We start from the raw sequence: 26,012 nt of genomic DNA on the forward strand, positions 1-26,012 counted from the left end.
TTAACTTCTCTCCAATCAGGGTTGTTTGTTAAAGGACCATTTTGGTTTCGTTGGTGCTGAGTAAAAACTATTCCGTTTTCCTCGATTCGCTATTCTTTTTTCACACATGGCATTCGCCGATTCCTCTGTTGTTTTCCCACTACTTGCAGCATCCTTATACACTTCTAGAATCGCATCGTATATATGTTTTGTCTTGGCAAGCACTCGTTCATGATTAATGCCATACAATTCATCTGCCACCTGAATGAGACCACCAGAATTGACGATATAGTCGGGGGCATATAAAATTCCTTTATCTTGCAATAACTTACCATGTCTATCATTTAATAACTGATTGTTTGCCGATCCTACAATTGCTTTAACTTTAAACATAGGAATTGTAGTGTCGTTAATAATCCCACCAAATGCACATGGAACGAAAATGTCCGCTTCTTGCGAATAAATGTCATCATTTGCAACAATTTGTCCTTTACCAGGTGTTTTTGCTGCTACTTCCTCAATTGCCCGCAGACTTTCTTCGTTAATATCCGTTACGTAAATGTGGGCACCTGCCTCCAGTAATCCAGTAGCAACTTTGAATCCAACCTTCCCTAGGCCTTGAATGGCATAAGAATGTCGCCCTAATTCGTCACTTCCATATAGCAATTGATTGGTTGCTTTAATACCATACAAAACACCCGCTGCAGTAGGTATAGATGAATCCCCACCGCCCCCATATTCCTCAGGAAGCCCATTGACAAAGTTCGTTTCTTTCATCGCATGAATGAAGTCATCCATTGTCGTTCCCATATCGGTTCCTGTATAAAAACGACCACCTAGTGAGTTCACAAATTGACCGAACGCGCGGAATAATTCTGGTGATTTATCTGTTTTTGGATCACCAATAATGACTGCTTTCCCACCCCCGAAATCGACATCGGCAGCTGCACATTTATACGTCATTCCTTTTGAAAGACGAAGCGCATCCTCAAGCGCTTCTTCTACGTTGTTATAAGGTTGCATACGACATCCACCGAGTGCTGGTCCAAGCGTTGTGTTATGAATTGCAATTATTGCACGTAAGCCCGTGGATGGATCATTGCAAAAAACCACCTGTTCATGTTTAGACATCTTATCGAAAAGATCATATTCTTTTGTCATTGATAATTTATCTGCCATTATCATCTATTAAGCCCCCTTAGCGATTACTTTATATCTAAATTAACTTCCTTTTTCTTAATGAAGTGATGAAGCACTTTTCAGTTTTTCCGCAATCATATCTTTTGGTAAAATTACTTGTTTTACTTCACCTTTACCAATTATTCCCAAATGATTGTATGCGGTTACTTTTGTGATTACTGCATTGTCAACTAGTTCTACTAAAGTTGCTGTCAATGTAACTGTGGAACCGAGTAGGGAAGGTGCTAAATGGTTGAGCTTAACGGAAGCTCCCATACCCTCTTCATCATCTTCCAAAAAAGGAAGAATGATTTTCCTAGAAACCCACTCCATATGATATGTCATTGCAACCGTTGAATAGACAGGATGTACAACTTCCCCTTCAAATGAAGCAAACATATCCTCTGTCACAATTATTTCTATCGTTTCTTCTCTACCTAACTCCATCCCTCGCTTCATCATTTCACCTCTGTTTACTATATGGTTGATTGTTGATAAAACAGAATGGTGTTTCTATAATTCCATCTACCATTCTACAAAACTTTGCAAACGCTTACATATTTAGTGACACGTCCGTTTGGCATAACACTATTATAACGTAATAGTATCAATCCGTAATATGTTAGTCAATATAATAATCAGAAAAATCTATGTATTTTGAATTAGTTTATTACAAAATATATATGAAAAGCGCACTTTAAGTAGATTTGGTCTTCACTATTTCCGGAGAGCATGGACGAAACATTGGACTACACTATTATTTGTGGGAACGCAAAAAGATCGTGAAGTGAATGCATCACTCCACGATCCTTTATTTTCAGTAATCATATTGAGGATATTTTACTATTTTGCTAGTAAACTTTTTATTTCCTCCGCAGATCTTGTCATTCGATTTTCCGCTTCTTTCATCATTTCATCGATTAATTCTTTTACTGTTGGAATGTCTTCAATAAGACCTGCGATTTGACCACTATTAATAAAACCATTTTCCATATCGCCTTCAATCGCACCTTTGATATGTTTTTTTTCCGATGTCAGGTCACTGTATTGCTCCAGTGTCATTCCCGCTTTATCCAACTCATCTAACTTTATCGCATATGGTGTCTTTAAAATTCTTCTTAAGCGGCCTACACTTCTCCCGATAATCATCGTTTCAGTATCACTTGCTTCCACTAGGTTTTGCTTGTACACATGGTGGAAAGGTGCTTCCTTTGTTGCAATTAGGCGAGTACCAATTTGAACACCACTTGCACCTAGCATAAGGGCAGCGGCCAATCCTTTGCCGTCGCCTATTCCTCCTGCTGCAACTACGGGAATTTTTACGTGCTTTACAATTTGCGGTATGAGCGTGAATGTCGTTAACTCTAGGTTTGAGTTAATGCCCGCCGCTTCAAATCCTTCCGCCACAAGTATATCGGCCCCAGCTTGTTCCGCTTTTTGTGCATGCTTTACAGAAGCTACAAGCGCTATAACTGTTACACCATGTTCATGCAGTAATGGTATATAAGGCACCGGATTTCCCGCTGATAATGAAACAATCGGAACGTTATGCTTGATAATAAGCTCTACCAAGTCGGTCACATAAGGCGAAACACTAATTGCAATGTTTACAGCGAAATTTTTATTTGTTAGCTGTTTCGTTTCAAGTATTATATTCTCTACTTCCTTTGGCGTCATGGTTCCACACCCTATTGTTCCAAGACCCCCAGCTTCTGATACAGCTGCAGTGAGCTGCGCATTGCTAATATTGCCCATTCCACCTTGAATAATTGGATAGTTAATTTTTAGCTTTTCACATATATATATCATTTTTTATTCACCTCTACTCAAATATGTTATATTAAATCTAATAGAATAACAATTCCGATAATTTTAGAAATGGGGGTAAAATGAATGATTATTACGTATAAAGGGAAAAAACCAAAGTTAGATCCGACTGTTTTTGTCGCACCGGGTGCAAAAGTTATTGGAGAAGTGCAAGTTGGGGAAGAGTCTACGATTTGGTTTAATGCGGTGCTGCGAGGAGACGAAGGATTGATTTCAATTGGAAAAAGATGTAGCATCCAGGACAATTCGACCATTCATTTATATGAAGATGCGCCAGTTGTAGTAGAAGACGAAGTTACTGTTGGACATAATGTCATTCTACATGGCTGCAAGGTTGGAAAACGCTCGATTATCGGAATGGGTTCTACTATTCTGGATCATGCCGAAATTGGGGAAGAGTGCATTATTGGCGCTAACACATTAATACCACCTGGAAAGAAAATTCCTCCCCGCTCACTAGTCGTCGGATCGCCAGGAAAAGTAGTTAGAGAATTGAACGAAAAGGATTTCGAGATTATCCAATTATCCATTGATACGTATGTTCAGAAAGGATATGACTATAGAGAGATTCTTCAAAACGGGGAATGCAAATGAAAGAATAGACACTTTCCATAGTAAAGCAGCAGCCAAAATAACAATATTGGCTGCATTTTCTATTTGGCTTGTAATTTAAAGGGTAAAACTGGAAGAGAGCAACAGATTCAATTATAAAAGCAATCAGTTTCTTCATGAAAGCAACCATTTCTCAATAAGAAGAGTTAACTTGTGAAACTCTCGTATTAACAAAAAAGGTATTGGTTTGGCCAATACCTTTTTAAAACTTAAACGGCTAAACTAACACAATTATTGGTTTAGCCATTTTTCTTCTATATTTTTAAGATACGAGGATGGATCTCTTTTATATCGATATCTCTTCACATGTTCACTTTTTCTTTCATTCCAACTTTCATTTTCTTCACAATACTTATCATGACTTACCGATGAGAGGCGTTGGATAATGTTTGGGTCATCTATTGCATCTTCGGCAAATACAATATACTCCCCGTGTCTCATAATGTAGCGATTCCAAGAACGCAAACCAGTAATTCTTCGATGTCTACGCTTAATTCTACGGAAAAACAACTCATGATCATTGTTTGTTCTAGGTAAAATCGGATAGTCATAACACGCAAATAATCCTTTCCAAAATCCTTTGCTATACCGTTTCAAGTTATCTACAAACTCTTCATCTTCTTCTTTTGTTAACTTTCGTTCTATCTCCTTTAGGTAAGAAGCTAATCTATTTCTAACAGAATCGCTTGTTTTACGTTTGGAAGGCTCTAATATAGTAGCGATGCGTCTAATACGCGTATTTAGTCTAACAACTTGTTGGTATTCTTTTTGAAAGGAATCAACATTACTGACTATTCTGAACAACCTTTTAAGTATTAGAGGAGCCCTTTTTTTCCAGGCAATTTTCGATCGATTTTTGAATCAGTTTTGTCTGTTCAAAAATCTTCATTCCTGGTAAATCAAGAGGCGGACATCCATCTTCTAATAAAACAGAACGGATTGCCGCAGTATATGCTAGAGTTGTTTCTGATTCTAGATGATCTTCTTCTAAAGCCTTTTTTTCAATTTCGCGTATTCCGCGCAGTTTCTTTTTGATGTTTGTTTTTAACTTACGATCTTTATCCACAGCTGGTTTTGCGATGTCTTTTAAATAGTGAAATTGACAGTACTGATAAGGTGTTTCTGGAGACAAAGTTTCAAACGCAAGTCGAATTGATTTCTGACCATCACTGACAAAACCTAGAATTGGAAATCCCAAATCTAAGACAGGCTTGATAAATTCCATTAGTTCTTCCGTGGAACTACTTTTCACATTCTTGGCCGCTAGAATCGTCCCACTAAGAACTTCTCTAATCACGTAAAGTGTTTCATTCCCCTTTTCAGGCTGTACCCCATCCATAGAAAGAATGATCCCACCATGCTTATCCACCATTTCATTAAGCATATTTTTACTGTTTTCCACCACGCTGGCGCGCAGTAAAACCGTGTATCTTTCATATAATTTCTGGACATGACGCTCTGAAACGACAACCCCACTTTGATTTAAAATGTTCATTATTTCTATTCGAGTTTTGTGCTCTTTAAAACGTAATTCTCCAACAAAAGCCAAGACATCAATCCCGTATGTGATGTGTTTTATACTTAAGTGTTCTGCTTGTGCAGAACGAAATACAGTCGACGCATTTTCACATGTTGGGTTCGTACAGCGATACCCCATGTTAATAATGGTTTTTACCCCATCCAGAGTAGAAATGGTCTTTTTAGAGACTGTATGACAATAATCTAACTTAGATTGACAAGTTGGACAGTTTGAAAACTCAGGTCTATAGTATTTTGTTTCAGTAGCAACTAAACGATTTTTTGTTCGCATTTTCTCACCATCATTTATGAATTTATTATTTATATTTTACCATAAATTTAGGTCATTGCGATATATTAGCCGTTTAAGTTTAAAAATGTTTTTTATTTATCTAATCCCATTCTAGCAATTCACTTATTGTTCCGTCTTTTATTAAACAATACAAAAGTTGTTAATCCATGAGAAGCGGATGATCATCTGCGTCATATCCTTTGTCTTTCCGACGCAAATCATTGTCTTCTTGGAATACTTCTTCGAAAAAGCGGCTTGCTGATCGTGCGAGCAGTTTATAATATTGCTCGAATAAAAGAGCGGCATGGTTTCCACTCCATATTTCTGGGAGTAGTTCTTTCGGTAGCCCAGGATCAGTAAAGAGAAATTTGCGGTATTCATGGACGAGGTTTGTCCGTTCTACAAAACACTCTGCATCTGTCATTCGGCCATCGTTCATCATGCTTTGGTGGACTATATATTGTTCACTATAGGTTGAAATAAATTCTTTATATTTCCCATCGATTTCTTGAAGTGGCCAGCTTTTTTCAACAAGTTCTCTGTTTGCCTGCGGTCCTTTGTATTCGGATATGAAGAAATCTACATAAGCTTGTATGTCATATTTTTTAATAAGAAATTGTACTTCTTTTTCAAGATTGTTCGGTGAAATCCAGCATCCATTGGAAAAACTTCCAAAACCACTCCATAAAAGCTCTTTGCGGAGTTCATCACGGATTTGTCTTTTTTCTTCTGGAATTGTATACATAAGCATACGCCATTTTCCGTCCCAATCATTTGGCATCAATTTAAAAATCCGAATCGCCGCTTCTTCCATTCGTGCTTCTCCACGTGTAGTCAGAAAGTAATAACTCTTATTTCCTTTCTTCTCAGATTCAAGCCAACCTTGTTTCATCATTCTGGACACGGCTACTCGAACCGACTGTTCATTGTGGCCAAATTCCTTCAATAATCGGATCAAGCTGCCAATCCATATTTTATTGCCGTAATGGCGGATATAATCTCCGTAGATTGTAAATATCATTGATTGCGTATTTGACATATAGATTCACTCTTTCTTTTTCTCTATCTAACAATATATCACGCTTCTTTCCGTCTTTCATTATTTTGTTACAGGAAATCAAATACGTAGCTAAATATAGAAAATTAATTATCTTCCTATAAAAATAGGTTTTCTTTTCTCACTGAATGCATGTAATGCTTCCATTCGATCCTCGGTTGGAATTGTTAATTCATATGCCTTGGATTCGATTGCAAGGCCAGTTTGCAAGTCGGTGTTCATCCCTTGTGTAATGGCATATTTTGCTTGCTTGACCGCTACCGGACCATTTCCCATCATTTCATGGGCCAGTTGTTCACATTCTGCAAGAAGGTTATCTTTCTTCACAGTTTTCAAAACGACCCCAAGTTGTACCCCTTCTTCTGCTGTGAATTTCCTCGCAGTGAAGATTAGCTCCTTCGCTTTCATTTCCCCAACTAGCCTTGGGAGTCGTTGCGTCCCTCCCGCTCCTGGAATGATAGCCCAACTCGTTTCCGTTAGACCCATTTTTACTCCTTCAGCTGCAATGGAAAAGTCACAGGCAATCATTAACTCAAAACCGCCGCCAAATGCATAACCATTTACTGCAGCAATCGTTGGCTGTGGAAGATTTGCAATGCTATTAAACACATCTCGAATCGCTTTTACATTTCTTCTAACCTCTGATTCGTTCAATGCTTTTCGCTCTTTTAAATCGGCACCGGCACTAAATGACTTGTCACCTGCTCCCGTAAAAATGACTACTCTTATATCTGCATCAATCGAAATTACATCTACTACTTTTTGAAGCGCATGTAATGTTTCGTAATTAAAACAGTTCAAGGATTCTTCACGATTAATGGTGATATATGCGATGTTTTCTACTTTTTTAAATAAAATAGTTGTCATAGTATCGTCCCCTTTTCGATTAAAAGACTGCCCCACTCTCGCTTTTGCTCTCCCTTTTTTCCAAAAGAGCATTGACGCTTGAAGGACAGCCTTATTTAACTTTCTATTCTGGTATACGTTCAAAAATCGTTGCAATTCCTTGACCAACTCCGATACACATCGTTGCTAATCCGAATTGAACATCCTTTTTCTTCATTTCATACAAAAGTGTCGTTACAATGCGAGCTCCACTCGCACCTAAAGGGTGTCCAAATGCGATTGCTCCGCCATTGACGTTTACTTTTTCAGTGCTTAATTCTAACTGACGTATGCACTCCAGTGATTGGGAAGCAAAGGCTTCATTCAATTCAACCAGGCCAAGGTCTTTAATCGTTAGCCCAGCACGATGCAAAGCTTTTCTGGAAGCAAAAATTGGTCCAAGCCCCATAACAGAAGGTTCAAGTCCAGCTGTTGCTCCTGTCACATATTTTGCTAAAGGCTTCAAATTCAGTTCTTTCGCTTTTTCTGCACTCATTAGTATTAAAGCAGCTGCACCGTCATTAACGCCCGAAGCATTGCCTGCCGTAACAGTACCGCCTTCAAATAATGGTTTAAGCTTCCCAAGCATTTCAAGTGTTGTATCTGGCCTCGGATGTTCATCATGATCTACAATGATTTCATTTCCTTTTCGGTCTTTATAAACAACTGGAACGATTTCTTCAGCAAATCGATTTTCTTCCATTGCTTTTTTTGCACGTTGCTGACTTTCGAACGCAAATAAATCCTGATCTTGCCGGGTTATATGATACCTCTTTGCAACGTTTTCTGCTGTTTGCGGCATCGTATCTACACCGTACATTTCTTTCATTTTTTTATTGGTAAAACGCCAGCCGATTGTTGTATCTTGCAATTCCATATTGCCTCGTGGAAATTCTTTATCTGGCTTTGCCATGACAAGTGGAGCACGAGTCATGCTTTCTGTGCCACCTGCGATGTAAATATCCCCTTCACCGACTGCAATTGCTCTTGCTGCGTACATGATTGCGTCAAGCCCGGACCCACATAGACGGTTAATAGTTGTGCCTGCGACTTCGACTGGCAGACCAGCTAACAATCCAGACATGCGCGCAACGTTGCGATTATCTTCACCAGCTTGATTGGCATTTCCGAAAATAACTTCTTCAATTTGTTCTGGGGGTATATTCGTATTCCGTTCAACAAGTGCTTTAATAACGATAGCGCCCAAATCATCCGGCCGTACATCTTTTAATGCACCATTGTATCTTCCGATAGGCGTGCGGACAGCATCCACTATGACGACTTCTCTCATTTCTTAACCAACTCTTCCTTTGTTGTATAGTCGTATACACCTTTGCCGGTCTTTCGTCCAAGTCGCCCTGCTTTGACATATTGCTCGAGGAGAGGTGCTGGGCGATATTTCTCCCCAAGCTTTTCGTGTAAATAGTTCAAGTTATTCAACCGCGTATCTAGTCCAACGAGATCGACGAGTTCGAATGGACCCATTGGATAATTCAATCCTAGCTTGATTGCTTTATCAATTTCTTCTGGAGTGCCCAGTCCTTCTTGGAGCATGTAAAATGCTTCATTGCCAACAAGTGCGCTTATCCGGCTCGTTACGAACCCGGGAAATTCATTGATGACGACTGTTTCTTTCCCCATCTTTACGGCTACCTCTCTAATCGTTTCTGCCGTTTCATCGCTCGTTTCCAACCCACGAACAATTTCGACAAGAGGCATTTTATGTACAGGATTAAAAAAGTGCATCGCAATTGTTTTTTCTGGGCGTTTACCAAAAGAAGCAATTTCCGTTGGGCTCATCGTTGAAGTATTTGTAGCAAAATAACAATGACTCGGAGCATATTCTTCTATCGTTTCAAACACATGTTTTTTAATTTCCGTCTTTTCTGGAACAGCTTCAATGATTAAGTCAGCAATTCTAGACGCTTTTTTCAAGTCGATTTCATAAGTTAAATTCCCGCGTGCCTGGTCGGCTTGGTCAAATGAAATTTTCCCAAGCTTTATACCTTTTTCAAAAATACTATCTATTTCTTTTTTCGCATTTTGTAATGCAGAATCATTATTGTCGACGAGTGTCACTTCATACCCACCAACCGCTCCAACATAAGCGATTCCTCTTCCCATCACACCTGAACCTATGATTACAATATGGTTAATCATCTTTATCCTCCCTTGATAATGAAAGAAGACGGACAGGGGTTTGAATGATCCCTGTCCGTAATCCCACTCTATTTTTACAGTCCGAACGGATTTAGTGGACGACTGCCATAGTATGATAAAATACTTTTCGTTTCTGAATAAAGATCAAGCGTTTCGATACATAGCTCGCGTCCAAACCCGGATTGCTTATAGCCACCAAATGGTGTCCCTGGGAATGCTGAGAATGGACAGTTTACCATGACAATCCCTGCTTGGATCTGGTTTGCAACACGTGTGGCACGTGCACCGTCTTTGGACCAAATCGCTGAACCTAATCCAAACTCAGTATCGTTCGCAAGTCTGATAGCCTCTTTTTCATCTTTAAATTTCATCACAACGACAACCGGACCGAAAATCTCTTCTTTTACAACCGTCATATCGTGATTTACGTTTGCAATAATCGTCGGCTCATACCAGAATCCATCTTCATACCCTTCTGGTTTCGCAACATTACCGCCAACAATAATTTCCGCCCCTTCTTTTCGAGCAGATTGGACGTAACCATCGATTGTATCTAGTTGACCTTGATCGATAATTGCCCCCACATGTGTTCCTTTATCAAACGGGTTTCCTAGCTGTAGTTTTTTTGTTTTTTCAACAAACTTGCTCATGAAGTCATCATAAATGTCTTCGTGCACATATAAACGAGAACGTGCTTCACATGATTGACCCGAGTTGTAGAAAATACCAAATAAAGAACCATCTACTGCAGCTTCCAAATCCGCATCTTCAAATACGATATTCGGTGATTTTCCACCAAGCTCAAGTGTGACCCGTTTTAATGTTTGAGATGCTTTGCCCATGATGTCTTTACCAATAGGCGTTGATCCTGTGAATGCTACTTTATCGATTTGTGGATGCTCCACTAAGAAGTTACCGATTTCAGAGCCCGAACCTGGAAGCACGTTTACCACGCCCGCTGGAACACCTGCTTCCAGACAAATTTCTCCAAGAATAATAGCTGTTAGTGGAGTGAGCGATGCCGGCTTCACAATTACCGAACAGCCAACTGCAATTGCGGGTGCCACTTTCCAAGCTGCCATCATGAGTGGGTAATTCCACGGGATAATTTGCGCGCAAACACCAACAGGCTCCTTCTCCGTGTAGTTGTGGAATTGTCCTGGGACATTATTCACTGTTCCGCGGTGGCCAACAATTGCGCCGGCATAAAATTCAAAGTCCTCAATTGCCTGTGAAACTTGACCTTGCGCTGCGTGTAGAGATTTACCAGTATCAAGAATTTCCAATTCAACAATTTCATTGAAACGTGCACGCATTATTGCTGCGATCTTGTTCAGTACCTGCGCACGACGGCCAATTGTTGACTTTTTCCACTTGCCATTATCAAACGCATCACGTGCAGCTGCGATTGCTTTTTCAGCATCTTCTTTTGATGCTTTTGCAACTTCTGCTACAAGTGCACCTGTTGCCGGATTATATGTTTTGATCGTTTCACCTGTACTGCTTTTTACTTTTTCTCCGTTTATAATCAAATGATAAAAGTCACGCTTCATCGCTTCTTGCTCCATTTTATTTTCAGCAATTTTTGTCATATGCTTAGCACTCCTTATTGTCCTGAAAAAACAGGTTTTCTTTTTTCCATAAATGCATGGACACCTTCCCGATGATCATTTGTTAGACCAGCAATTCGCTGTCCTTGTGCTTCTTGCTCCAGATAGTCTTCAAAAGAAAGCGCTGTAGCCGCTTTCAATGAGCGCTTGATTAATCCAATCGCTTTCGTTGGTAAAGCAGCGAGACTTACTGCAAATGCGGAAACGTCTTCTGCCCAAGTTTCCAATGGAATTAGTCTGTTCGCTAGACCCATTGCAACTGCCTCAGCAGCCGGCACTTTTTCTCCCAAAATGGATAGTTCCGCAGCTTTAGACTGGCCTACTAACTGAGTTAAATAATATAGATTACCCGAATCCGGAATGAGGCCAACATGGATGAAAGCATTCAAAAAACTGGCACGTTCCGAAACAAGTCGAAAGTCACAAGCAAGCGCTAGGCTGAATCCCGCGCCAGCTGCTACCCCATTCACCGCTGCGACAATTGGTTTTTCACACTGTCTAATTTGCTTAATCATCGGTCCGTAGTGGTCCCTTAATACTTGACCATGATCCATATGCTCGTCGACTTCTGCTAAATCCTGACCAGAACAAAATGCCCGCCCTTCACCTGTAATAACAATACAGCGAACTTGGTCATCGAATGCAGCGGCTTTGATCGCGTCTTTCACTTCCCGATTCATTTGAGCTATAAATGCATTCAACTTTTCCGGTCTGTTTAGATAAAGCCATGCAATACCGTCTTTAACGTCATAACGAATCGTTTCAAACATGCAATAACCTCCTTACTTTCCTTGATAATTCGGTTTTCTCTTTTCTACAAATGCATTCATACCTTCTTTTTGGTCTTGTGTACCGAAAAGTAGGTAGAAGTTTTTTCGTTCATATTGCATTCCTTCATATAAAGAGTAATCCACTGCTTTGTTAACCGAATCTTTTATGAGGCGCAATGAAAGAGGCGGTTGTTTAGCAAGGCGTTCAGCGCATTTCATCGTCTCTTCTATTACTAGTTCAGGTGCAACGATTTTATTGATAACCCCGTGTTTAAGAGCCGTTTCCGCAGAGATACGCTCTCCAGTCCAAAGCCATTCCAGCGCTTTCGTACGGCCAACAAGTTTCGTAAGCCGTTGCGTACCTCCTGCACCAGGCATTACGCCGAGTCCTACCTCCGGAAATGAAAATTCCGTACCGCTAGCAGCAATTAATAAATCACAGCAAAGCGCAAGCTCAAATCCACCGCCGAAAACGAATCCTTTTACCGCACCAATAATTGGTTTTTTAATAAGTGCAAAACGATCCCAATCAGCAAATTGATTTAGTAGTTCCAGGCTAATTGGATTATCATCCATCATTTCATCAATATCTGCTCCTGCTGAAAAAGTACGTCCTTTACCAGTAAGCACCATGACACGAACGTTTTCATCTCGGTCGAAACCTTCCAACGCCGTGATAATTTCACTGACCATTTTTCGATTCAATGAATTTAACTGACGAGGGCGGTTCAGTTCAATAACTGCCACATTTCCCGTTAAGGAAGTTTCAATGAATTCGAAACGGTTCATTACGCTTCTTCACCAATCATTAATGTGACAAGATCTCCTGCAAATCCCATCAAGTCCTTGCCAGATGCTCTTCCTTCAGGTGAACGTAGCCCTTCTTGCAGTGCATCCAAACTATCGTAATGCATTTCACAAGTAAGATAGTATTTTCCTTCTCCCCCCATTGGTGATCCTGTCACTTTGGTCACTTTCATCTCTAGAAGTCCTGGAATTTTCGCTGTAAGGGGTGCATGCACGTTGAAATAATGTTCGTCAAAAACCTCTTTGTTTTCAGGGTGTTTATACAATGCGATTAATTTGGCCATTTATATTCTCCTCACTTTACATTAATGTAGAAACAGGTTTCATTGCTTCAAAAACGTTTTTACAGCTTTTACAGTACAAAATACTTCTACAAGCTGTCGGTCCGAAAATATTTTCCATCGTTACATAAGTTGAACCGCAGTATGCACAATCCACATGCCATGAGCCGTCTTCCTCCAAATGACGAGGTGGCGGAGCAATTCCAAATTTCCGTAGATTCACATGCCCTTGATCCGTTATTCGATCTGATGTCCAAGGTGGATGAAAGACGAACTCTACTTCAACTTCATCCACTTCTGGAAGCTTTTTTATCGCATTCATCGTATTCAATTTGATAATTTCGAGTGCGGGACATCCCAAAAAAGTCGGAAGTAGAACTACCTTTACGTTATTTCCTTCCGTAGTGACTTCCCCCACCATACCAAGATCAATTATGCTGATAGAATCAATTTCTGGATCATTTACGCTTTTAAGTACTTCCAATACACGCCCGACAGAAACGTCTACAGATGCAGTCATTCAGCTCACCTCTTTCCATTTTCGGATTACCAGGTTGCTACTGGGTCAAATTTGTAAACTTCAGATAGTGTAAGTAATGCTTCATCCAAGTCTTTCGTATGTTCGCCGTTCCGTCCATTTTTGGTAGGTCTATCCGGAATTGTAGGCACTTCCATTTGAAGAGCTCTGAATACTGGTTCAATACTTACTCTCCATTTTTCTTTCAACATTTCTTCACTAGCTATTAATCTACTTGTTTCAATTACTTGTTTTTGGTTTCCATAAGAAAATACATCTCCAAAGTCTCCCATTACAAGTTCTATTGCATCGTTCATTTTCTTCTTTGCAACATCCGTAGAGCTTAATAATTGTTTAAACCAAGTTTCCCAGTGCAATCTATGATAATAAAGTTCCATTTTCACTTTTACAGCCACTTCTGCAATTGGGCTATAAGAGCTTTCACTAAGCGAATCAACTTTCACTTTTTTCGCTTGGGTGTAAAAATAACTCCTTACAACTTGATAGGCCCAATCATATTGGGGTGTTTCCATATAATAACCTTCCCCGTTTACTCGCTCCGTCAAAACGCTGTTTCTTCTTTCCTTTACCAGGCGTAAATGGGCAAGGTCATCGGCATTACCCACTTCCAAATCTTCTAGAAGTTTATAATACATGGCTGCATGACCCATACTGTCTTGGCTAATGGAAGAAGATGCAACGTCTTCCTCAATATGAGGAGCAAGTCCGAGCCATTCAGATCCTCTGTAGGCATACAAAAAATCATCATCAGCCAGTTGGAATAATAAGTTCGTTATTGCTTTTTTATACTCCGGACTCATGATAGAATCTTTTTCGGTCATTTACGTTCCCCTCCCCATGACAGAATCTCTTTTTCATCCAGAACTTGCTGCTCGTATTGACGCCATTTTTTCTTTAAATAGCCGTAGCCTTTTGTCGTACGATAATCTTTATTGTCAAGTCTGCTTAGTGTTAACTTCTCTTCCGCATCCATCTTTCGGATATTCTTTCGATTCACAATCCAAATGTCAGCAACCGGTTCGCGGCGCATGAAATTCTCCTGTGCCAAAATAAAGGCCATGTCTTCATTTGGAGCTAGTAAGCTAAATTGGTGTTGGAATGCAGAGCTTGGCGTTCGCTTGCTAAAAACTTCATATTCTTGATAAAATGTTTTTTCATCCGCCATTTATCCTGACTCCTTCCTCTAATTGACCGCCACACTTAGTGCATCGCGCACCCATGCATTATTTTCGTACGAAGATCGGCGTAAGTTCAGGCGTGCTTGTGAACGTGGTCCTCCGTTTTTAATAATTTTCTTGAATTCATTCCAATCCGGTTGTTTATACGACCATAGTTTACTTTCTTCGTCGAAATGGAGAGTGGAATCCGGAATTGTCAATCCAAGTGATATAATACGTGGAATATATTTGTCAAAAAAGATTTGCCTGAAGTCTTCGTTTGTTTTCGTTCGAATTTTATATTTAATCGTTAAATCTTGTTTCGAAGAACCTGTCGTTTCTTTGCTTGCAGGTCCAAAGAACATGAGAAGGGCTTCCCACCAACGATTCAGAGATTCTTGAATCATCGCTTTTTGCTCTTCTGTTCCTTCCGCAAGGGCCATGATGATCGACTCACCATGCTGTGCATGAAACACTTCTTCTGCACAAATGCGCTGTAACGCTCTCGCGTATGGTCCATATGAGGCTCCGAGCATATTGGTTTGTGTAATGATAGCAGCTCCATCAACAAGCCAGCCAATGATGCCTGCATCCGCCCATGTTTTCGTTTCCATATGGAAAACATTATGGAATTTCAAGTCACCTTTGAATAGATCTTGCATTAAATCCCCACGATTTTTTCCATAGGGTAAAAGTAAGTCTTCCGTTACGCGAAGAAGCAATTGACCGTGTCCCATTTCATCCTGCACCTTCGCCATAATGCCAAGCTTCCGAGAAAGGGAAGGAGCTTTAGGCACCCATTCTTTCTCAGGTAGTGCTCCCATTATTTCACTTATCCCGTGCATGGAAATTAATTTAATCAATGTGATCCTGTATTCTTCCGGCATCCAATCATCTGCTTCAATCTTGTCGCCAGCTTTAATACGCTGCATGAAATGAGCCAATTGTCTTTCTTCCGCGGAATTGTGTTCACTCGACATATGTAACCCCCCCTTTATTTAAGTTATGCATTGCTGTTACGAAGTATAACAATTTCATAACGTCATTATATTATGATGTTATATAAGTTGCAAGTTAATTCTGATAATTTAATGTGGAATGGTAGAACTACTCTGGCATCCATTCAACGGTTCTTCTAAAAAGTTATACTACATTTTCCGTCTCTTTCTCAGGTTTATCCATAACACTTGTGCTGTGAATCGGCTGTACTTTTGATGCTGGGTCAATATATACCTTTGCATTACTAATCGCTGTTGGTGCTTCGCCAAATCCGCTCGCGATCAACTTTACTTTTCCTTCATATGTGCAAATATCACCCGCAGCATATATTCCTGGAATATTCGTTTCCATTTTTGAATTGACGACAATGCTGTTTTTCTCCAGATTAAATCCCCAATTTTTGATTGGACCAAGAGAAGATACGAAACCATAATTGACAATGACATCGTCCACGTCAATGACCTTCATTTCTGTACCTTTTACTTCATTTAACACGACATGCGTAATTTTATCTTTTCCAATAAACTCCGCGGGAACGAATGGAGTCAGTACATCGACAGTAGAAGTCATCAACGTTTCCACTGTATGTTCATGCGCGCGGAATTTATCACGGCGATGTGCTAACGTTACTTTTTCTGCAACTGTCTCCAGCATAAGAGCCCAATCCACTGCAGAATCTCCACCACCAAATAGTTGTACTTTTTTCCCTGCAAATTGCTGTAAATCATTGATAAAATAATGCAGATTGCTTTCTTCGAATCTAGCGGCATTTGGAAGATCCAGCTTCTTCGGTTGGAATGCACCATTTCCAGCTGTAATAATGATTGTTTTAGTAAAATGGGACTCTTTATTAGTCGTAAGTTTAAAAGAATTGTCTGGCTGTCTTTCTATCTCTTCCATCGCTTCATTTAAACAAACTGTTTGTTCAAATTGAGTCATTTGTTCCTTTAATCTATCTACGAGTTGTTGTGCTGTTATTTTTGGGAAACCCGCAACATCGTAAATATACTTTTCCGGGTATAATGCTGATAGTTGTCCTCCAAGCTGCGGGAGGCTTTCGATAATTTTGCAAGACATATTTCGAAGGCCTGCATAAAAAGCAGTGAATAAGCCAACGGGCCCTCCTCCGATTATGGTTACATCAAAAACTTCGTTGTTGTGAGACAAATTCAATTCCTCCTTCTAAATGGGCTTATACTCCAATTACCTTTTGATCTCTGTTATCTACAACACGAATCGCTTTTCCTTCTGATCTTGGTATTGTTTTAGGGCGATTGAAAACGATGTCCATAGACACTAAACAGGTCGATTTCATCAAATTTTGAACTTTTCTTTGCAATTGAATTATCCTCGAATCACTCAAATCACCAGCAATCGTTTCATATAAAATGTTATCAATTTCTACATGAAGCTCTGCACTGTCCATTGCGTCTTTTCTTATTAAATGTATTTGATAATGTGGCACTAAATTTTCTACCTGTAGAAGAACCCGTTCTACTTCCGACGGAAAGACATTTACCCCGCGAATAATCATCATGTCATCTGTGCGACCTTTTACTCGCGACATTCTCGTTGTTGTTCTGCCGCATTTGCACTTCTCACGTGTGATGGATGAGATATCACCTGTGCGATATCGAATAATTGGAAGTGCTTCCTTTGTTAAACTTGTAAAAACTAGTTCCCCTTCTTCCCCATCAGCAACAGGTTCTAGCGTTTCAGGATTAATAACTTCAATGTAAAAGTGATCTTCCTGCACATGTAAGCCACTTTGTGCTTCGTGACATTCAACGGAGACACCTGGTCCAATGATTTCACTTAATCCATATATATCAATTGCTTTCAAATCGAACGTTTGCTCAAGTTTCTCTCGCATTTCTTCTGACCATGGCTCTGCTCCGAAAATTCCATACTCCATGGACGATTGCCTCGGATCCATACCTCTTTCTTTCATTTTCTCCGCTATATTCAACATGTAAGAAGGCGTTCCGCATATACCTCTTGGTTTAAAATCTTCTATCAACGTAATCTGTCTTTCCGTATTTCCTCCAGACATAGGTACAACCGCTGCTCCAAGCACTTCCGCCCCGTAATGAAGTCCGATTCCTCCTGTAAACAAACCGTAGCCATATGCATTATGGAAAATGTCTGACTTTTTTCCACCTGCAGCCACAATTGAACGCGCTACAACTTCAGCCCACATGTCTATATCTTTTGCTGTATATCCAACGACTGTAGGTTTACCGCTCGTTCCAGAAGATCCGTGTATTCGAACTACCTCTTCTTGTGGTACTGCGAATAAACCGAATGGATACTGATCCCGCAAGTCCTGTTTTAACGTAAATGGTAACTTTGATAGATCTTCTAAACTTTGAATATCGTCCGGAGTAATCCCAAGCTCTTCGAATTTCTTACGATAAAATGCTACATTTTCATAAACGTTCCTAACCGTATTGCTAAGCCGTTCAAACTGAAGAGATTCCATTTCATTCCGCGTCATTGTTTCTACTTGTGGATTATACAAACATCATACCCCCTCAAATTCAATAATATAAATCTATATATAACACTTTAAAAACGATAATAACATAATCAGTAATATGATTATAGATTAATAGTTGAGGAACTTGAAGTCAACACAAAATTCAGAAAATAATTTTTCCTTTCTAATTTAGAATCCCTGCAATAGTTACAAAAATGGCCATTCACTTTATCAAGTATTTAGACAATATTAAACACCTCTCCAATTAACAGCAGAGAGGTGTTTGAATTTTTTCTATTCATTTGTAGTGAGTAAACTGAATTATTTATTACAATAGACTAATTTATTTTTCCATTCACCGTTTGCATTTTATGCAATGTATGCGCTGTTCCTCATTCATACTCCAATTGTGTTAGAACCTGGCACCATAAATTATTGCATTTCTTTTGTTGGACCCATAACGCCAGGTACTTTTAGATCTGCTTGACGTAGTAATACTGTCATTTGACCGCGGTGATGTGTTTGATGGTCAATTAAGCCGCGTAAAAATTTTCCACGTGCTATTGGCCCAACAAATCCAGCTATTTCTTCCAGCAACATTTCATCTGTCAGCTTAGCCGCCTCTGTTTTATATGCATCGACAGCCTTTTCATAAGCCTTTACAATCTCTGATACATCTGTTGGCATTGCCTGATCTCGTCCAGGTCCAGGAATTTCTAAGCCTGCAAAATGACCAAACGCTCCTGCAGCACCAACTAAATGCCAAGCTAACCAACCAAGCGTATTATGTCCTTCAACAATTGCTTGGTCTAACTTATCATTTGTCATCGCTTTGAAAACATTTAATGTTCCTTCTGCCGAGGTTGTCCAATCTTCTATAAAATCCTCTACTTTACGATACACACATATCACTCCTGTTTTTAAATAGATTCTCTTCTCTATCATAGCTATTGGGTATATTGGGTGCAACTTATGGATATGGAAATTATCAGAAACTTTTCTTCCTTTATATAAACATGTTTCTGTTTAAGCATGCTAGAATAATTAAGAAAGACAAAATATTGGAGGAATAATAATGTTAACTAACTTTGAAGAGAATTTACAAAAATATGCAAAACTATTAGTTGCAAAAGGAATCAATGTTCAACCAGGTGATTGGGTAAAAATGACCATTACCGTGGATCAAGCTCCATTAGCTCAGTTAATCACGAAAGAGGCTTATGGTTTAGGTGCTGAAAAGGTCATTATCAAATGGTCCGATGACGAAATTAGTAAACTACATTATTTACACCAACCTATAGAAGTGTTGACCGACATTCCTGATTATGAAATTCAAGAATCCGAAGACCATGTATTAAACCATCGCGTGAGCCGTCTTTCTATTGTGTCCAGTGATCCAGGCTTACTAAATGAAGTTGATCCGGCTAAAATTGCGGCATACCAAAATGTAGCTGGAAAGGCGTTCCAAGCGCAACGCAAGGCAACTCAAAATGACGATTTAAAATGGACTGTTGCCGCTGCTGCTGGAGCTGGTTGGGCTGCACAAGTATTCCCTGACTTGGAAATTTCCGAAGAACAAGTCGATGCATTATGGGACCAAATCTTCAAATCTAGTCGTGTCTATGCAGAAGATCCAATTGCTGCCTGGGACGAACATAAGAAAATTTTGAATGAAAAAGCAGCAAAATTGAATGAAGCACAGTTCGATGCTTTACACTATACTGCGCCGGGTACTGATTTAACTTTAGGTTTACCGAAGAACCATATTTGGGCTTGTGCTGAAAGTTATAATCCTAAAGGGGAAGAGTTTATTGCCAACATGCCTACCGAGGAAGTCTTCACTGCTCCAGATACACATCGTATGGAAGGTGTAGTACGCAGCACAAAACCACTAAGCTATGCCGGTACACTAATTGAAGGCATCGAAGTGCATTTTAAAGATGGCAAAATTGTAGATATCTCTGCTGAAAAAGGAGATGAAACAATTAAAAAATTAGTTTTTGACAATGAAGGTGGGACAGGACTAGGTGAAGTAGCGCTTGTTCCAGATCCGTCTCCTATCTCTCAATCGGGTGTTACTTTCTTTAACACACTATTTGACGAAAATGCATCCAATCACTTAGCAATCGGCGCAGCTTACCCTACTACGATTCAAGGCGGGACGAAAATGAGTCAAGAAGAATTATTAAAAAATGGTATGAACACTTCCATTGTTCATGTGGATTTCATGATTGGATCTGACAAGATGGATATTGATGGCATCAAACCAGATGGCACCATCGTTCCAATCTTCCGTAATGGAGACTGGGCATTTTAATTGTTTTTTATATCATGTAACTGCAAAAGCCCAAGGGATACAGCTTCGTTTTTTGGAGCTATCTTCTTGGTTTTTTTGCTGCATAATTACTGATTTAATCGACTTATAATTTCAGCATAGAGCTCTTCAACAGGTCGAGAACTATTAAGCATCAAAACAGGACTAATTGATAACTTCATTTGATAGGATTGTTCCGCATAAGTTCCAGCCATGTTTTTATCCTCTTCCGTCAAATACGTTTTACACCACTCTAAAAAGTCATTCGTGTATTTTCCATTTTCGCCAAGCCACATCCCACGGTCCATTTCTCTGTTCCGTAATCGTTCCATACGTACTGCTTCATCGAGAAAAAGAAAAACTAAAACATCACGGCAATAAAACCTTCAGAACACCATGAAAAGACGGAGCCAGAAACCACATAGCTAGTGCCAGATTCCATGTCTTTTCGATGCATTTCTACACGTTTTTCAACCGGATTATTTTCCTTAAAGGAATCGTCTGTCCAAAGATAATTATTCGTATCAATCCATTTAATATTTTCTTTTTCACTGATAAACCTTGCTAAGGTGCTTTTGCCAGTACCGGAGCCGCCAATTATTTGGATTTTCACTTACATGACACTCCCTGATTTAGGTTAATTCTTTTGTATAACACTAGGTGTCAGGTTCTCATTGTATTCTGAATTGGTTTGGAATCAGGCACCCTAGATTGATCGCACCTAGGTTAGATTTTTGGCGTAACCTTCTAACCACTCCTCCATTCTACTTTTTGCACATTCGTATTCAAAAGCATGCCATTGCTCCTCGATTCCCAATTCGTTTACTTTCTCCTTGAAAAATCGAAAAGGCTTTCTTCCATTAAGTATATCCAGTAATCTAACCACATGATCCGCATTTTGTTTATTAGTGAATTGGACCATTACATCATAAGCTTCGTTAGATGATATTTGGGGAATCTCAACTAGAAATTCAGTAGCTTCTTCATCATCCCAATCAATCCCAGGTTCTCCCGTTAGAGATTCATCTGCATCCAAAAGGATTTCTCCTGTTTGGCAATTCAAGACATATAATATTTCGTTATCTCCCTGTAAATAAGCATCTACTAGCTCGTCAATCACTTTCAATTTCTTCACTTCTTTCAAATAAAGTTTTAAGTAACTTGAATCGCACATTTCTTACTTACAAAGTTCTCAATGATTCTTTGTTATTGTTTTCACGTACATTTGGTTGGATCTATTTTTGTCTCTTCCCATTCCCCTTGATTCCTTCGAATTAATTGGGAGATTAGCACATCGGTATCGTTCGTTAATTGGACGAAGATGAATCGATAATCGTTGCCATCCGTACCGATTATATCAATGATTTTCACGTAACCATCCATTTTTGTAGGCAATCTTTTTTTAATTAGTTTGCACCAATTCCCATATTCAATATCTACTACATCTTCTCCTTGTTGACGCCAGCCGTGATATGCAGCGCATAGAAAATCTTCGCCGATCAACTCGATATTATCTATTTTGTAATTATCCTCTTCCTTTAGAATTGAAACAGTACCGTAATGATATTCGAAAGCGGATACGCCTTTCTCTGTCCCGTTAATCGTTTCAAGTTCGATGAAAAATCGAATAGGTTGGTCGCTATTTTGATTGGGAAGTTTATATAATTTAATCAAATTCGTATGTCCGATGCCTTCGAAAGAAGAAAGATAGGTTGAATAGGACACTTTTTGTTTATAGACTTTGGCGAAGAAATTGTACGCAATCGGGAATGGGATCCTCGCCCATCCTACTGTACCGCAGCCTGCAATTAGTTTGTTTGTTTGATTTTCAGCTTCCCGTAAAATGCTAAAATAATTGAAGAGCATATTTTCCGGCGTATCCATCAAAGACGGTGGAAGATCAATTTGATCAAAAGTTTTATCATAATATGGATTGAAAAATTGATAGCCGAATAATCGATTATTCAAGATGGCACGACGGGATGGACGAAAATATTTTTCAGCATCTATTTGTTGATAGGTTTCTTTTTCGTTTTTAATTTCGCGTTGGGCCAATTGTTGTTTTTGACTTTCCGCTCCCATGAAATAAATGGATGTATCGCGCTTTTTAAATCCAAAACGCTTTATAAACCTCACTTTGCAACTCCCCTTCTCTTCTATTTTCTATAACATATGCCATAGACAAAAAAGAGTTTTTTTGGGTAATCCATTTAGAAAATTCTGCTTTGCTATTTCCATGTATGTGACTTTCCATGTACAAGTGTAAGAATATTATGTATAATTTGGTAATATCATATTTTACAAGTAAAGTAGGGAAAAATATGGATCCAACACGACTTACCAAACTTAAGTCTACGAAAAAAAGAAGAATTTTATATACAGTACTTATAATTTCCATGTTACTCCTATCAGGCGTTATCGTTTTTGCAATTAATCTGTCTCTTGAAACGAGCAAAGCGACATCCAAAATGTTTGATCCTTTGGATGGTTCAACAGAAAATGAAAATCATGTAAATCTGATAGCAGATGGCTCTCCATTTACGCTATTAATAGCAGGTATTGAACATGAAGAGGGAGAAAAAAACGGCCGGTCAGATGCGCTGATTTTAGCAACAGTTAATCCTAAGACAAAAAAAATATCGTTAGTTAGTATCCCACGTGACACAAGAGTTTACATAGAAGAATTAGGCTATGAGGATAAAATAAATCATGCGTACTCTGTTGGAGGAATGAACTACACCATTAATACGTTGGAAAAATTATTAGATATTCCAATCGATTTTTATGTTTCCACTGACTTTCAAGGATTTGAAGATATCGTGGATACAGTAGGAGGGGTCGATGTAGATGTACCATTTACATTTAAAGCTCAGCTTACGGAAAGCTTGAAGTGGAAAACATACACAAAAGGCCCAATGTTTTTAAATGGCAATGAAGCACTGGCTTATGTACGTATGCGTAAAAAAGATCCAGAAGGCGATATGGGACGAAATGCACGTCAAAAACAAGTTATGCAAGAGGTTATAAATAAAGCCACAAGCCTGAGTAATATTACAAAAATTGATGATATGATAAGAGATGTTGGTAATAACGTAAAAACAAATATTCCAACCTCAGAATATTTTGCGTTTATTAAAATGTACCAAAAGATAAAAACATCCCCAATAGAGCAGTTACATCTGGAGGGATATGATAAAAAGCTCTATGATAAGAAAGAAAAGAAAGATATATGGTACTTCTTTCCTAATGATGATTCTTTAAACAAATTAAAAGAATCATTGAAATGGAACTTAGATGATGCCGGACAAAGTGAAATAAAAACCAAGGAAGTAAATGATTTATCAACAGGAGACTAAAACGAATCGGTCGTTAAGACTGATTCGTTTTACTTTGTGCAGAGTAAAAGTCTTAATTCGAGTGATTTTTATAATTTCGTTGGTTTCTACCATTAATATTTCATTTGGAATGTCATTATGCACGACGCATATATGCACGTACCGTGATTGGTGCAAAGATTGCTACAACGACGGCAGCTCCAATAAGAGAGGCGAACAGATCCCAACCTATGGTACCAGAGTTTGCAAGATCTCTAACCGCAGTGACAAGATGCGAAATTGGGTTGATTTTTACAAACCACTGAAGAAAGTGGGGTAATGTCTCCGCTGGCACAAAAGCATTGGAAAGAAACGTCAGTGGAAACAGTACAATCATCGAAATACCCTGTACACTTGAAGCAGTACGCGCAATGACACCGAAGAAGGCAAAGATCCAACTGACAGCCCAAGCACACACAATCACAAGAAGCCCAGCGATAACGACGTGACCTAAACCTCCGTCAGGTCGATAGCCCATGATATACCCCATGGTGAAAGTTAGCACGGTCGCAATTGTATACCGTATAGTGTCTGCCAATAGGGCTCCCGCTAACGGAGCAATACGTGCGATAGGCAGTGACTTGAATCGGTCGAACACTCCCTTATTCATATCCTCACGCAACTGAACCCCGGTGACAATTGAAGTCGTGATTACGGTCTGTACGAGGATGCCGGGAATGATAACCGGCAAATAGCTTTGCACGTCTCCGGAGATAGCCCCTCCAAAAATATAAGTAAACATTAGGGTGAAAATGATAGGCTGAAGCGTAACATCGAATAATTGCTCAGGTGTACGACGAATCTTCAGCAAGCCTCGATAGGCCATTGTTAGCGAATTACGTATTGTCTGACTGAAGCTCGTTTTGTTGCGTAGTTGACGGCCGGCAACTTGCTTAATTGAAGTACTTTTCACGCTCTTACCTCCCCTGCTTTGTTGGATTCATTGGATATCTTAGATGCATCCTCTTCAACACCATGACCAGTGATTGACAGAAAGACCTCGTCTAGGGTCGGTTTCTGTACACTCAACTCAGCCAACTGAACGCCTGCTCCGCGGAGGGCGATAAGAAGGTCTGTAACTCGGTCGGCATCCGCCATAGGGGCAATAATCTTCCCAACTTCTGATGATACAGTTGACTGCACTTTAAGCACCTGTTCAACAGTCTGACGAGCAATCTGAATGTCCTTTGGATTTTGGATGCTCAATTGCAATGATGAAGTACCAACTGACGCTTTTAGTTCATCTACAGTACCTTCCGCGACAACTCTGCCATGATCAATAACCGCTATTCGGTCGGCCAGCTCATCTGCCTCTTGAAGGTATTGCGTTGTTAACAGTACAGTTGAACCGGTCTTTACTAATCGACGAATTGTATCCCACATTTGATTGCGTGTTCGCGGATCTAGCCCAGTAGTCGGTTCATCCAAGAAAATCAGTGGCGGCTGTGCAATGAGACTTGCTGCCAAATCCAGTCGGCGGCGCATACCACCTGAGAAATTTTTCAACGGACGCTTTGCTGCTTCTGTTAAACCAAATTCCTCCAACAACTCTCCTGCCTTGCTCCGTGCCTCTGAACGCCCAAGCCCTAGTAGTCGTGAAAAGATGATTAGATTCTCCGTAGCGCTGAGTGACTCATCTACTGAAGCGTACTGTCCAGTAACCCCAATTAATTGACGTACGATATGCGCTTCCTTCACTACATCGTGCCCAAAGATGCGCGTTGAGCCTGCGTCTGCTTTAAGTAAAGTCGCGAGCATTCTGATTGTGGTAGTCTTACCTGCCCCATTCGGACCAAGCACACCGTATATACTACCTGCACGAACGTTCAGATCTACACCATCAACAGCACGATTGTCTCCAAATTTTTTGACAAGACCACGTGCTTCAATAGCCCACTCTCCATTGTTTGGAGTTATTTTACTTCTATTCTCATTGCTCATTGTAATTCCTCCCTCTTTTTATCACTTTAATTTGTATATGGTCTTTTTAATATGAATCCATGTCGGAGAATCCCCTCCGTCTTAGGGCTGATTTTTGCATGTTACTCTTGCTTACACCAAGACGTTCCTCCTCATATTTTTTCATGTAATTGTTCATATGAGGATAATAACCTATATTTATGAACTGAATATGAACTGGTATGCACAATGAAGATTGGTGCATTTGCGAACGT

Annotated in this window: 29 protein-coding genes; 3 read left to right on the top strand and 26 right to left on the bottom strand. The window is 39.6% G+C overall.

Annotation, left to right across the window (positions count from 1 at the left end; translation table 11 throughout):
- Positions 1-15: 15 nt before the first annotated feature.
- From ACEPXG_RS17685 to ACEPXG_RS17695, 3 genes are all read right to left on the bottom strand, one after another.
- Positions 16-1,164, bottom strand: a complete 1,149-nt coding sequence (locus ACEPXG_RS17685) for a Leu/Phe/Val dehydrogenase (RefSeq protein WP_391205363.1) — start codon at positions 1,162-1,164, stop codon at positions 16-18.
- Positions 1,165-1,215: 51 nt separating this feature from the next.
- Positions 1,216-1,617, bottom strand: coding sequence for a thioesterase family protein (locus ACEPXG_RS17690; RefSeq protein WP_391209980.1), 402 nt, complete (start codon positions 1,615-1,617; stop codon positions 1,216-1,218).
- Between the two features lie 384 nt (positions 1,618-2,001).
- A complete protein-coding gene (locus tag ACEPXG_RS17695) occupies positions 2,002-2,967 on the bottom strand; it encodes an NAD(P)H-dependent flavin oxidoreductase (protein ID WP_391205366.1) in 966 nt (321 codons plus the stop codon).
- A gap of 84 nt (positions 2,968-3,051) precedes the next feature.
- Between ACEPXG_RS17695 and ACEPXG_RS17700 the strand changes: the two genes are divergently transcribed.
- Positions 3,052-3,579 (top strand): gamma carbonic anhydrase family protein, encoded by a 528-nt coding sequence (locus tag ACEPXG_RS17700; protein WP_391205369.1) that lies wholly within the window; start codon positions 3,052-3,054, stop codon positions 3,577-3,579.
- A 249-nt stretch (positions 3,580-3,828) separates the two neighbouring features.
- Here the strand turns inward: ACEPXG_RS17700 and ACEPXG_RS17705 are convergent, their stop codons facing one another.
- The 17 genes from ACEPXG_RS17705 to ACEPXG_RS17785 form a co-directional block, all read right to left on the bottom strand.
- Entirely contained in the window at positions 3,829-4,401 is a 573-nt protein-coding gene (locus ACEPXG_RS17705; protein ID WP_391204710.1) for a hypothetical protein, read from the bottom strand.
- A gap of 4 nt (positions 4,402-4,405) precedes the next feature.
- Positions 4,406-5,407: a transposase gene (locus ACEPXG_RS17710; RefSeq protein ID WP_391203276.1), complete on the bottom strand. Its 1,002-nt coding sequence runs from the start codon at positions 5,405-5,407 to the stop codon at positions 4,406-4,408.
- 160 nt (positions 5,408-5,567) lie between these two features.
- Positions 5,568-6,446, bottom strand: coding sequence for a phenylacetic acid degradation operon negative regulatory protein PaaX (gene paaX / locus ACEPXG_RS17715; protein WP_391205372.1), 879 nt, complete (start codon positions 6,444-6,446; stop codon positions 5,568-5,570).
- Between the two features lie 108 nt (positions 6,447-6,554).
- Positions 6,555-7,331 carry an enoyl-CoA hydratase-related protein gene (locus ACEPXG_RS17720; protein ID WP_391205375.1) on the bottom strand — a complete coding sequence of 259 codons (777 nt, stop codon included), beginning with the start codon at positions 7,329-7,331 and terminating at the stop codon, positions 6,555-6,557.
- Positions 7,332-7,434: 103 nt separating this feature from the next.
- Positions 7,435-8,640, bottom strand: a complete 1,206-nt coding sequence (gene pcaF, locus ACEPXG_RS17725; protein WP_391205378.1) for a 3-oxoadipyl-CoA thiolase — start codon at positions 8,638-8,640, stop codon at positions 7,435-7,437.
- Positions 8,637-9,509 carry a 3-hydroxyacyl-CoA dehydrogenase gene (locus ACEPXG_RS17730; RefSeq protein ID WP_391205380.1) on the bottom strand — a complete coding sequence of 291 codons (873 nt, stop codon included), beginning with the start codon at positions 9,507-9,509 and terminating at the stop codon, positions 8,637-8,639. Before ACEPXG_RS17730 ends, pcaF begins: the two co-directional genes overlap by 4 nt.
- A 74-nt stretch (positions 9,510-9,583) precedes the next feature.
- A complete protein-coding gene (locus ACEPXG_RS17735; protein ID WP_391205383.1) occupies positions 9,584-11,101 on the bottom strand; it encodes an aldehyde dehydrogenase family protein in 1,518 nt (505 codons plus the stop codon).
- Positions 11,102-11,115: 14 nt separating this feature from the next.
- A complete protein-coding gene (locus tag ACEPXG_RS17740) occupies positions 11,116-11,889 on the bottom strand; it encodes an enoyl-CoA hydratase-related protein (protein WP_391205386.1) in 774 nt (257 codons plus the stop codon).
- A gap of 12 nt (positions 11,890-11,901) precedes the next feature.
- Positions 11,902-12,678 carry an enoyl-CoA hydratase/isomerase family protein gene (locus tag ACEPXG_RS17745; protein ID WP_391205389.1) on the bottom strand — a complete coding sequence of 259 codons (777 nt, stop codon included), beginning with the start codon at positions 12,676-12,678 and terminating at the stop codon, positions 11,902-11,904.
- Positions 12,678-12,980, bottom strand: coding sequence for an EthD family reductase (locus tag ACEPXG_RS17750; RefSeq protein WP_391205392.1), 303 nt, complete (start codon positions 12,978-12,980; stop codon positions 12,678-12,680). Before ACEPXG_RS17750 ends, ACEPXG_RS17745 begins: the two co-directional genes overlap by 1 nt.
- Before the next feature lie 16 nt (positions 12,981-12,996).
- Entirely contained in the window at positions 12,997-13,497 is a 501-nt protein-coding gene (gene paaD, locus ACEPXG_RS17755; protein WP_391205395.1) for a 1,2-phenylacetyl-CoA epoxidase subunit PaaD, read from the bottom strand.
- A gap of 26 nt (positions 13,498-13,523) precedes the next feature.
- Entirely contained in the window at positions 13,524-14,336 is an 813-nt protein-coding gene (paaC, locus tag ACEPXG_RS17760) for a 1,2-phenylacetyl-CoA epoxidase subunit PaaC (protein WP_391205398.1), read from the bottom strand.
- Positions 14,333-14,680 (bottom strand): 1,2-phenylacetyl-CoA epoxidase subunit PaaB, encoded by a 348-nt coding sequence (gene paaB / locus ACEPXG_RS17765; RefSeq protein WP_391205401.1) that lies wholly within the window; start codon positions 14,678-14,680, stop codon positions 14,333-14,335. Before paaB ends, paaC begins: the two co-directional genes overlap by 4 nt.
- An 18-nt stretch (positions 14,681-14,698) precedes the next feature.
- Positions 14,699-15,652: a 1,2-phenylacetyl-CoA epoxidase subunit PaaA gene (gene paaA, locus ACEPXG_RS17770; protein WP_391205404.1), complete on the bottom strand. Its 954-nt coding sequence runs from the start codon at positions 15,650-15,652 to the stop codon at positions 14,699-14,701.
- A 163-nt stretch (positions 15,653-15,815) separates the two neighbouring features.
- On the bottom strand, positions 15,816-16,844 hold the full coding sequence (locus ACEPXG_RS17775; protein ID WP_391205407.1) for an NAD(P)/FAD-dependent oxidoreductase: 1,029 nt from the start codon (positions 16,842-16,844) through the stop codon (positions 15,816-15,818).
- 19 nt (positions 16,845-16,863) lie between these two features.
- Positions 16,864-18,168 carry a phenylacetate--CoA ligase PaaK gene (gene paaK / locus ACEPXG_RS17780; protein WP_391209982.1) on the bottom strand — a complete coding sequence of 435 codons (1,305 nt, stop codon included), beginning with the start codon at positions 18,166-18,168 and terminating at the stop codon, positions 16,864-16,866.
- Positions 18,169-18,582: 414 nt separating this feature from the next.
- Positions 18,583-19,053, bottom strand: a complete 471-nt coding sequence (locus tag ACEPXG_RS17785; RefSeq protein WP_391205410.1) for a DinB family protein — start codon at positions 19,051-19,053, stop codon at positions 18,583-18,585.
- 169 nt (positions 19,054-19,222) lie between these two features.
- Between ACEPXG_RS17785 and ACEPXG_RS17790 the strand changes: the two genes are divergently transcribed.
- The gene (locus tag ACEPXG_RS17790) at positions 19,223-20,467 is read left to right on the top strand and encodes an aminopeptidase (RefSeq protein WP_391209984.1); all 1,245 of its coding nucleotides are present in this window, start codon (positions 19,223-19,225) and stop codon (positions 20,465-20,467) included.
- 86 nt (positions 20,468-20,553) lie between these two features.
- On the opposite strand, the gene ACEPXG_RS17795 is transcribed toward ACEPXG_RS17790, so the two are convergent.
- From ACEPXG_RS17795 to ACEPXG_RS17810, 4 genes are all read right to left on the bottom strand, one after another.
- Entirely contained in the window at positions 20,554-20,796 is a 243-nt protein-coding gene (locus ACEPXG_RS17795) for a hypothetical protein (protein WP_391205413.1), read from the bottom strand.
- Positions 20,797-20,825: 29 nt separating this feature from the next.
- The gene (locus ACEPXG_RS17800) at positions 20,826-21,077 is read right to left on the bottom strand and encodes a hypothetical protein (protein WP_391205415.1); all 252 of its coding nucleotides are present in this window, start codon (positions 21,075-21,077) and stop codon (positions 20,826-20,828) included.
- Between the two features lie 108 nt (positions 21,078-21,185).
- On the bottom strand, positions 21,186-21,638 hold the full coding sequence (locus ACEPXG_RS17805) for a UPF0158 family protein (RefSeq protein ID WP_391205418.1): 453 nt from the start codon (positions 21,636-21,638) through the stop codon (positions 21,186-21,188).
- Between the two features lie 41 nt (positions 21,639-21,679).
- On the bottom strand, positions 21,680-22,600 hold the full coding sequence (locus tag ACEPXG_RS17810) for a hypothetical protein (protein ID WP_391205421.1): 921 nt from the start codon (positions 22,598-22,600) through the stop codon (positions 21,680-21,682).
- 185 nt (positions 22,601-22,785) lie between these two features.
- On the opposite strand from ACEPXG_RS17810, the gene ACEPXG_RS17815 reads away from it, so the two are divergent.
- On the top strand, positions 22,786-23,820 hold the full coding sequence (locus ACEPXG_RS17815) for an LCP family protein (protein WP_391205424.1): 1,035 nt from the start codon (positions 22,786-22,788) through the stop codon (positions 23,818-23,820).
- A 115-nt stretch (positions 23,821-23,935) separates the two neighbouring features.
- On the opposite strand, the gene ACEPXG_RS17820 is transcribed toward ACEPXG_RS17815, so the two are convergent.
- Positions 23,936-24,751 (bottom strand): ABC transporter permease, encoded by an 816-nt coding sequence (locus ACEPXG_RS17820; RefSeq protein WP_391205427.1) that lies wholly within the window; start codon positions 24,749-24,751, stop codon positions 23,936-23,938.
- Positions 24,748-25,779 (bottom strand): ATP-binding cassette domain-containing protein, encoded by a 1,032-nt coding sequence (locus ACEPXG_RS17825; protein ID WP_391205430.1) that lies wholly within the window; start codon positions 25,777-25,779, stop codon positions 24,748-24,750. Before ACEPXG_RS17825 ends, ACEPXG_RS17820 begins: the two co-directional genes overlap by 4 nt.
- Positions 25,780-26,012: the final 233 nt, after the last annotated feature.

Origin of the sequence: Psychrobacillus sp. L4, from assembly GCF_042944905.1 — a bacterium.
Taxonomy (GTDB): Bacteria; Bacillota; Bacilli; order Bacillales_A; family Planococcaceae; genus Psychrobacillus.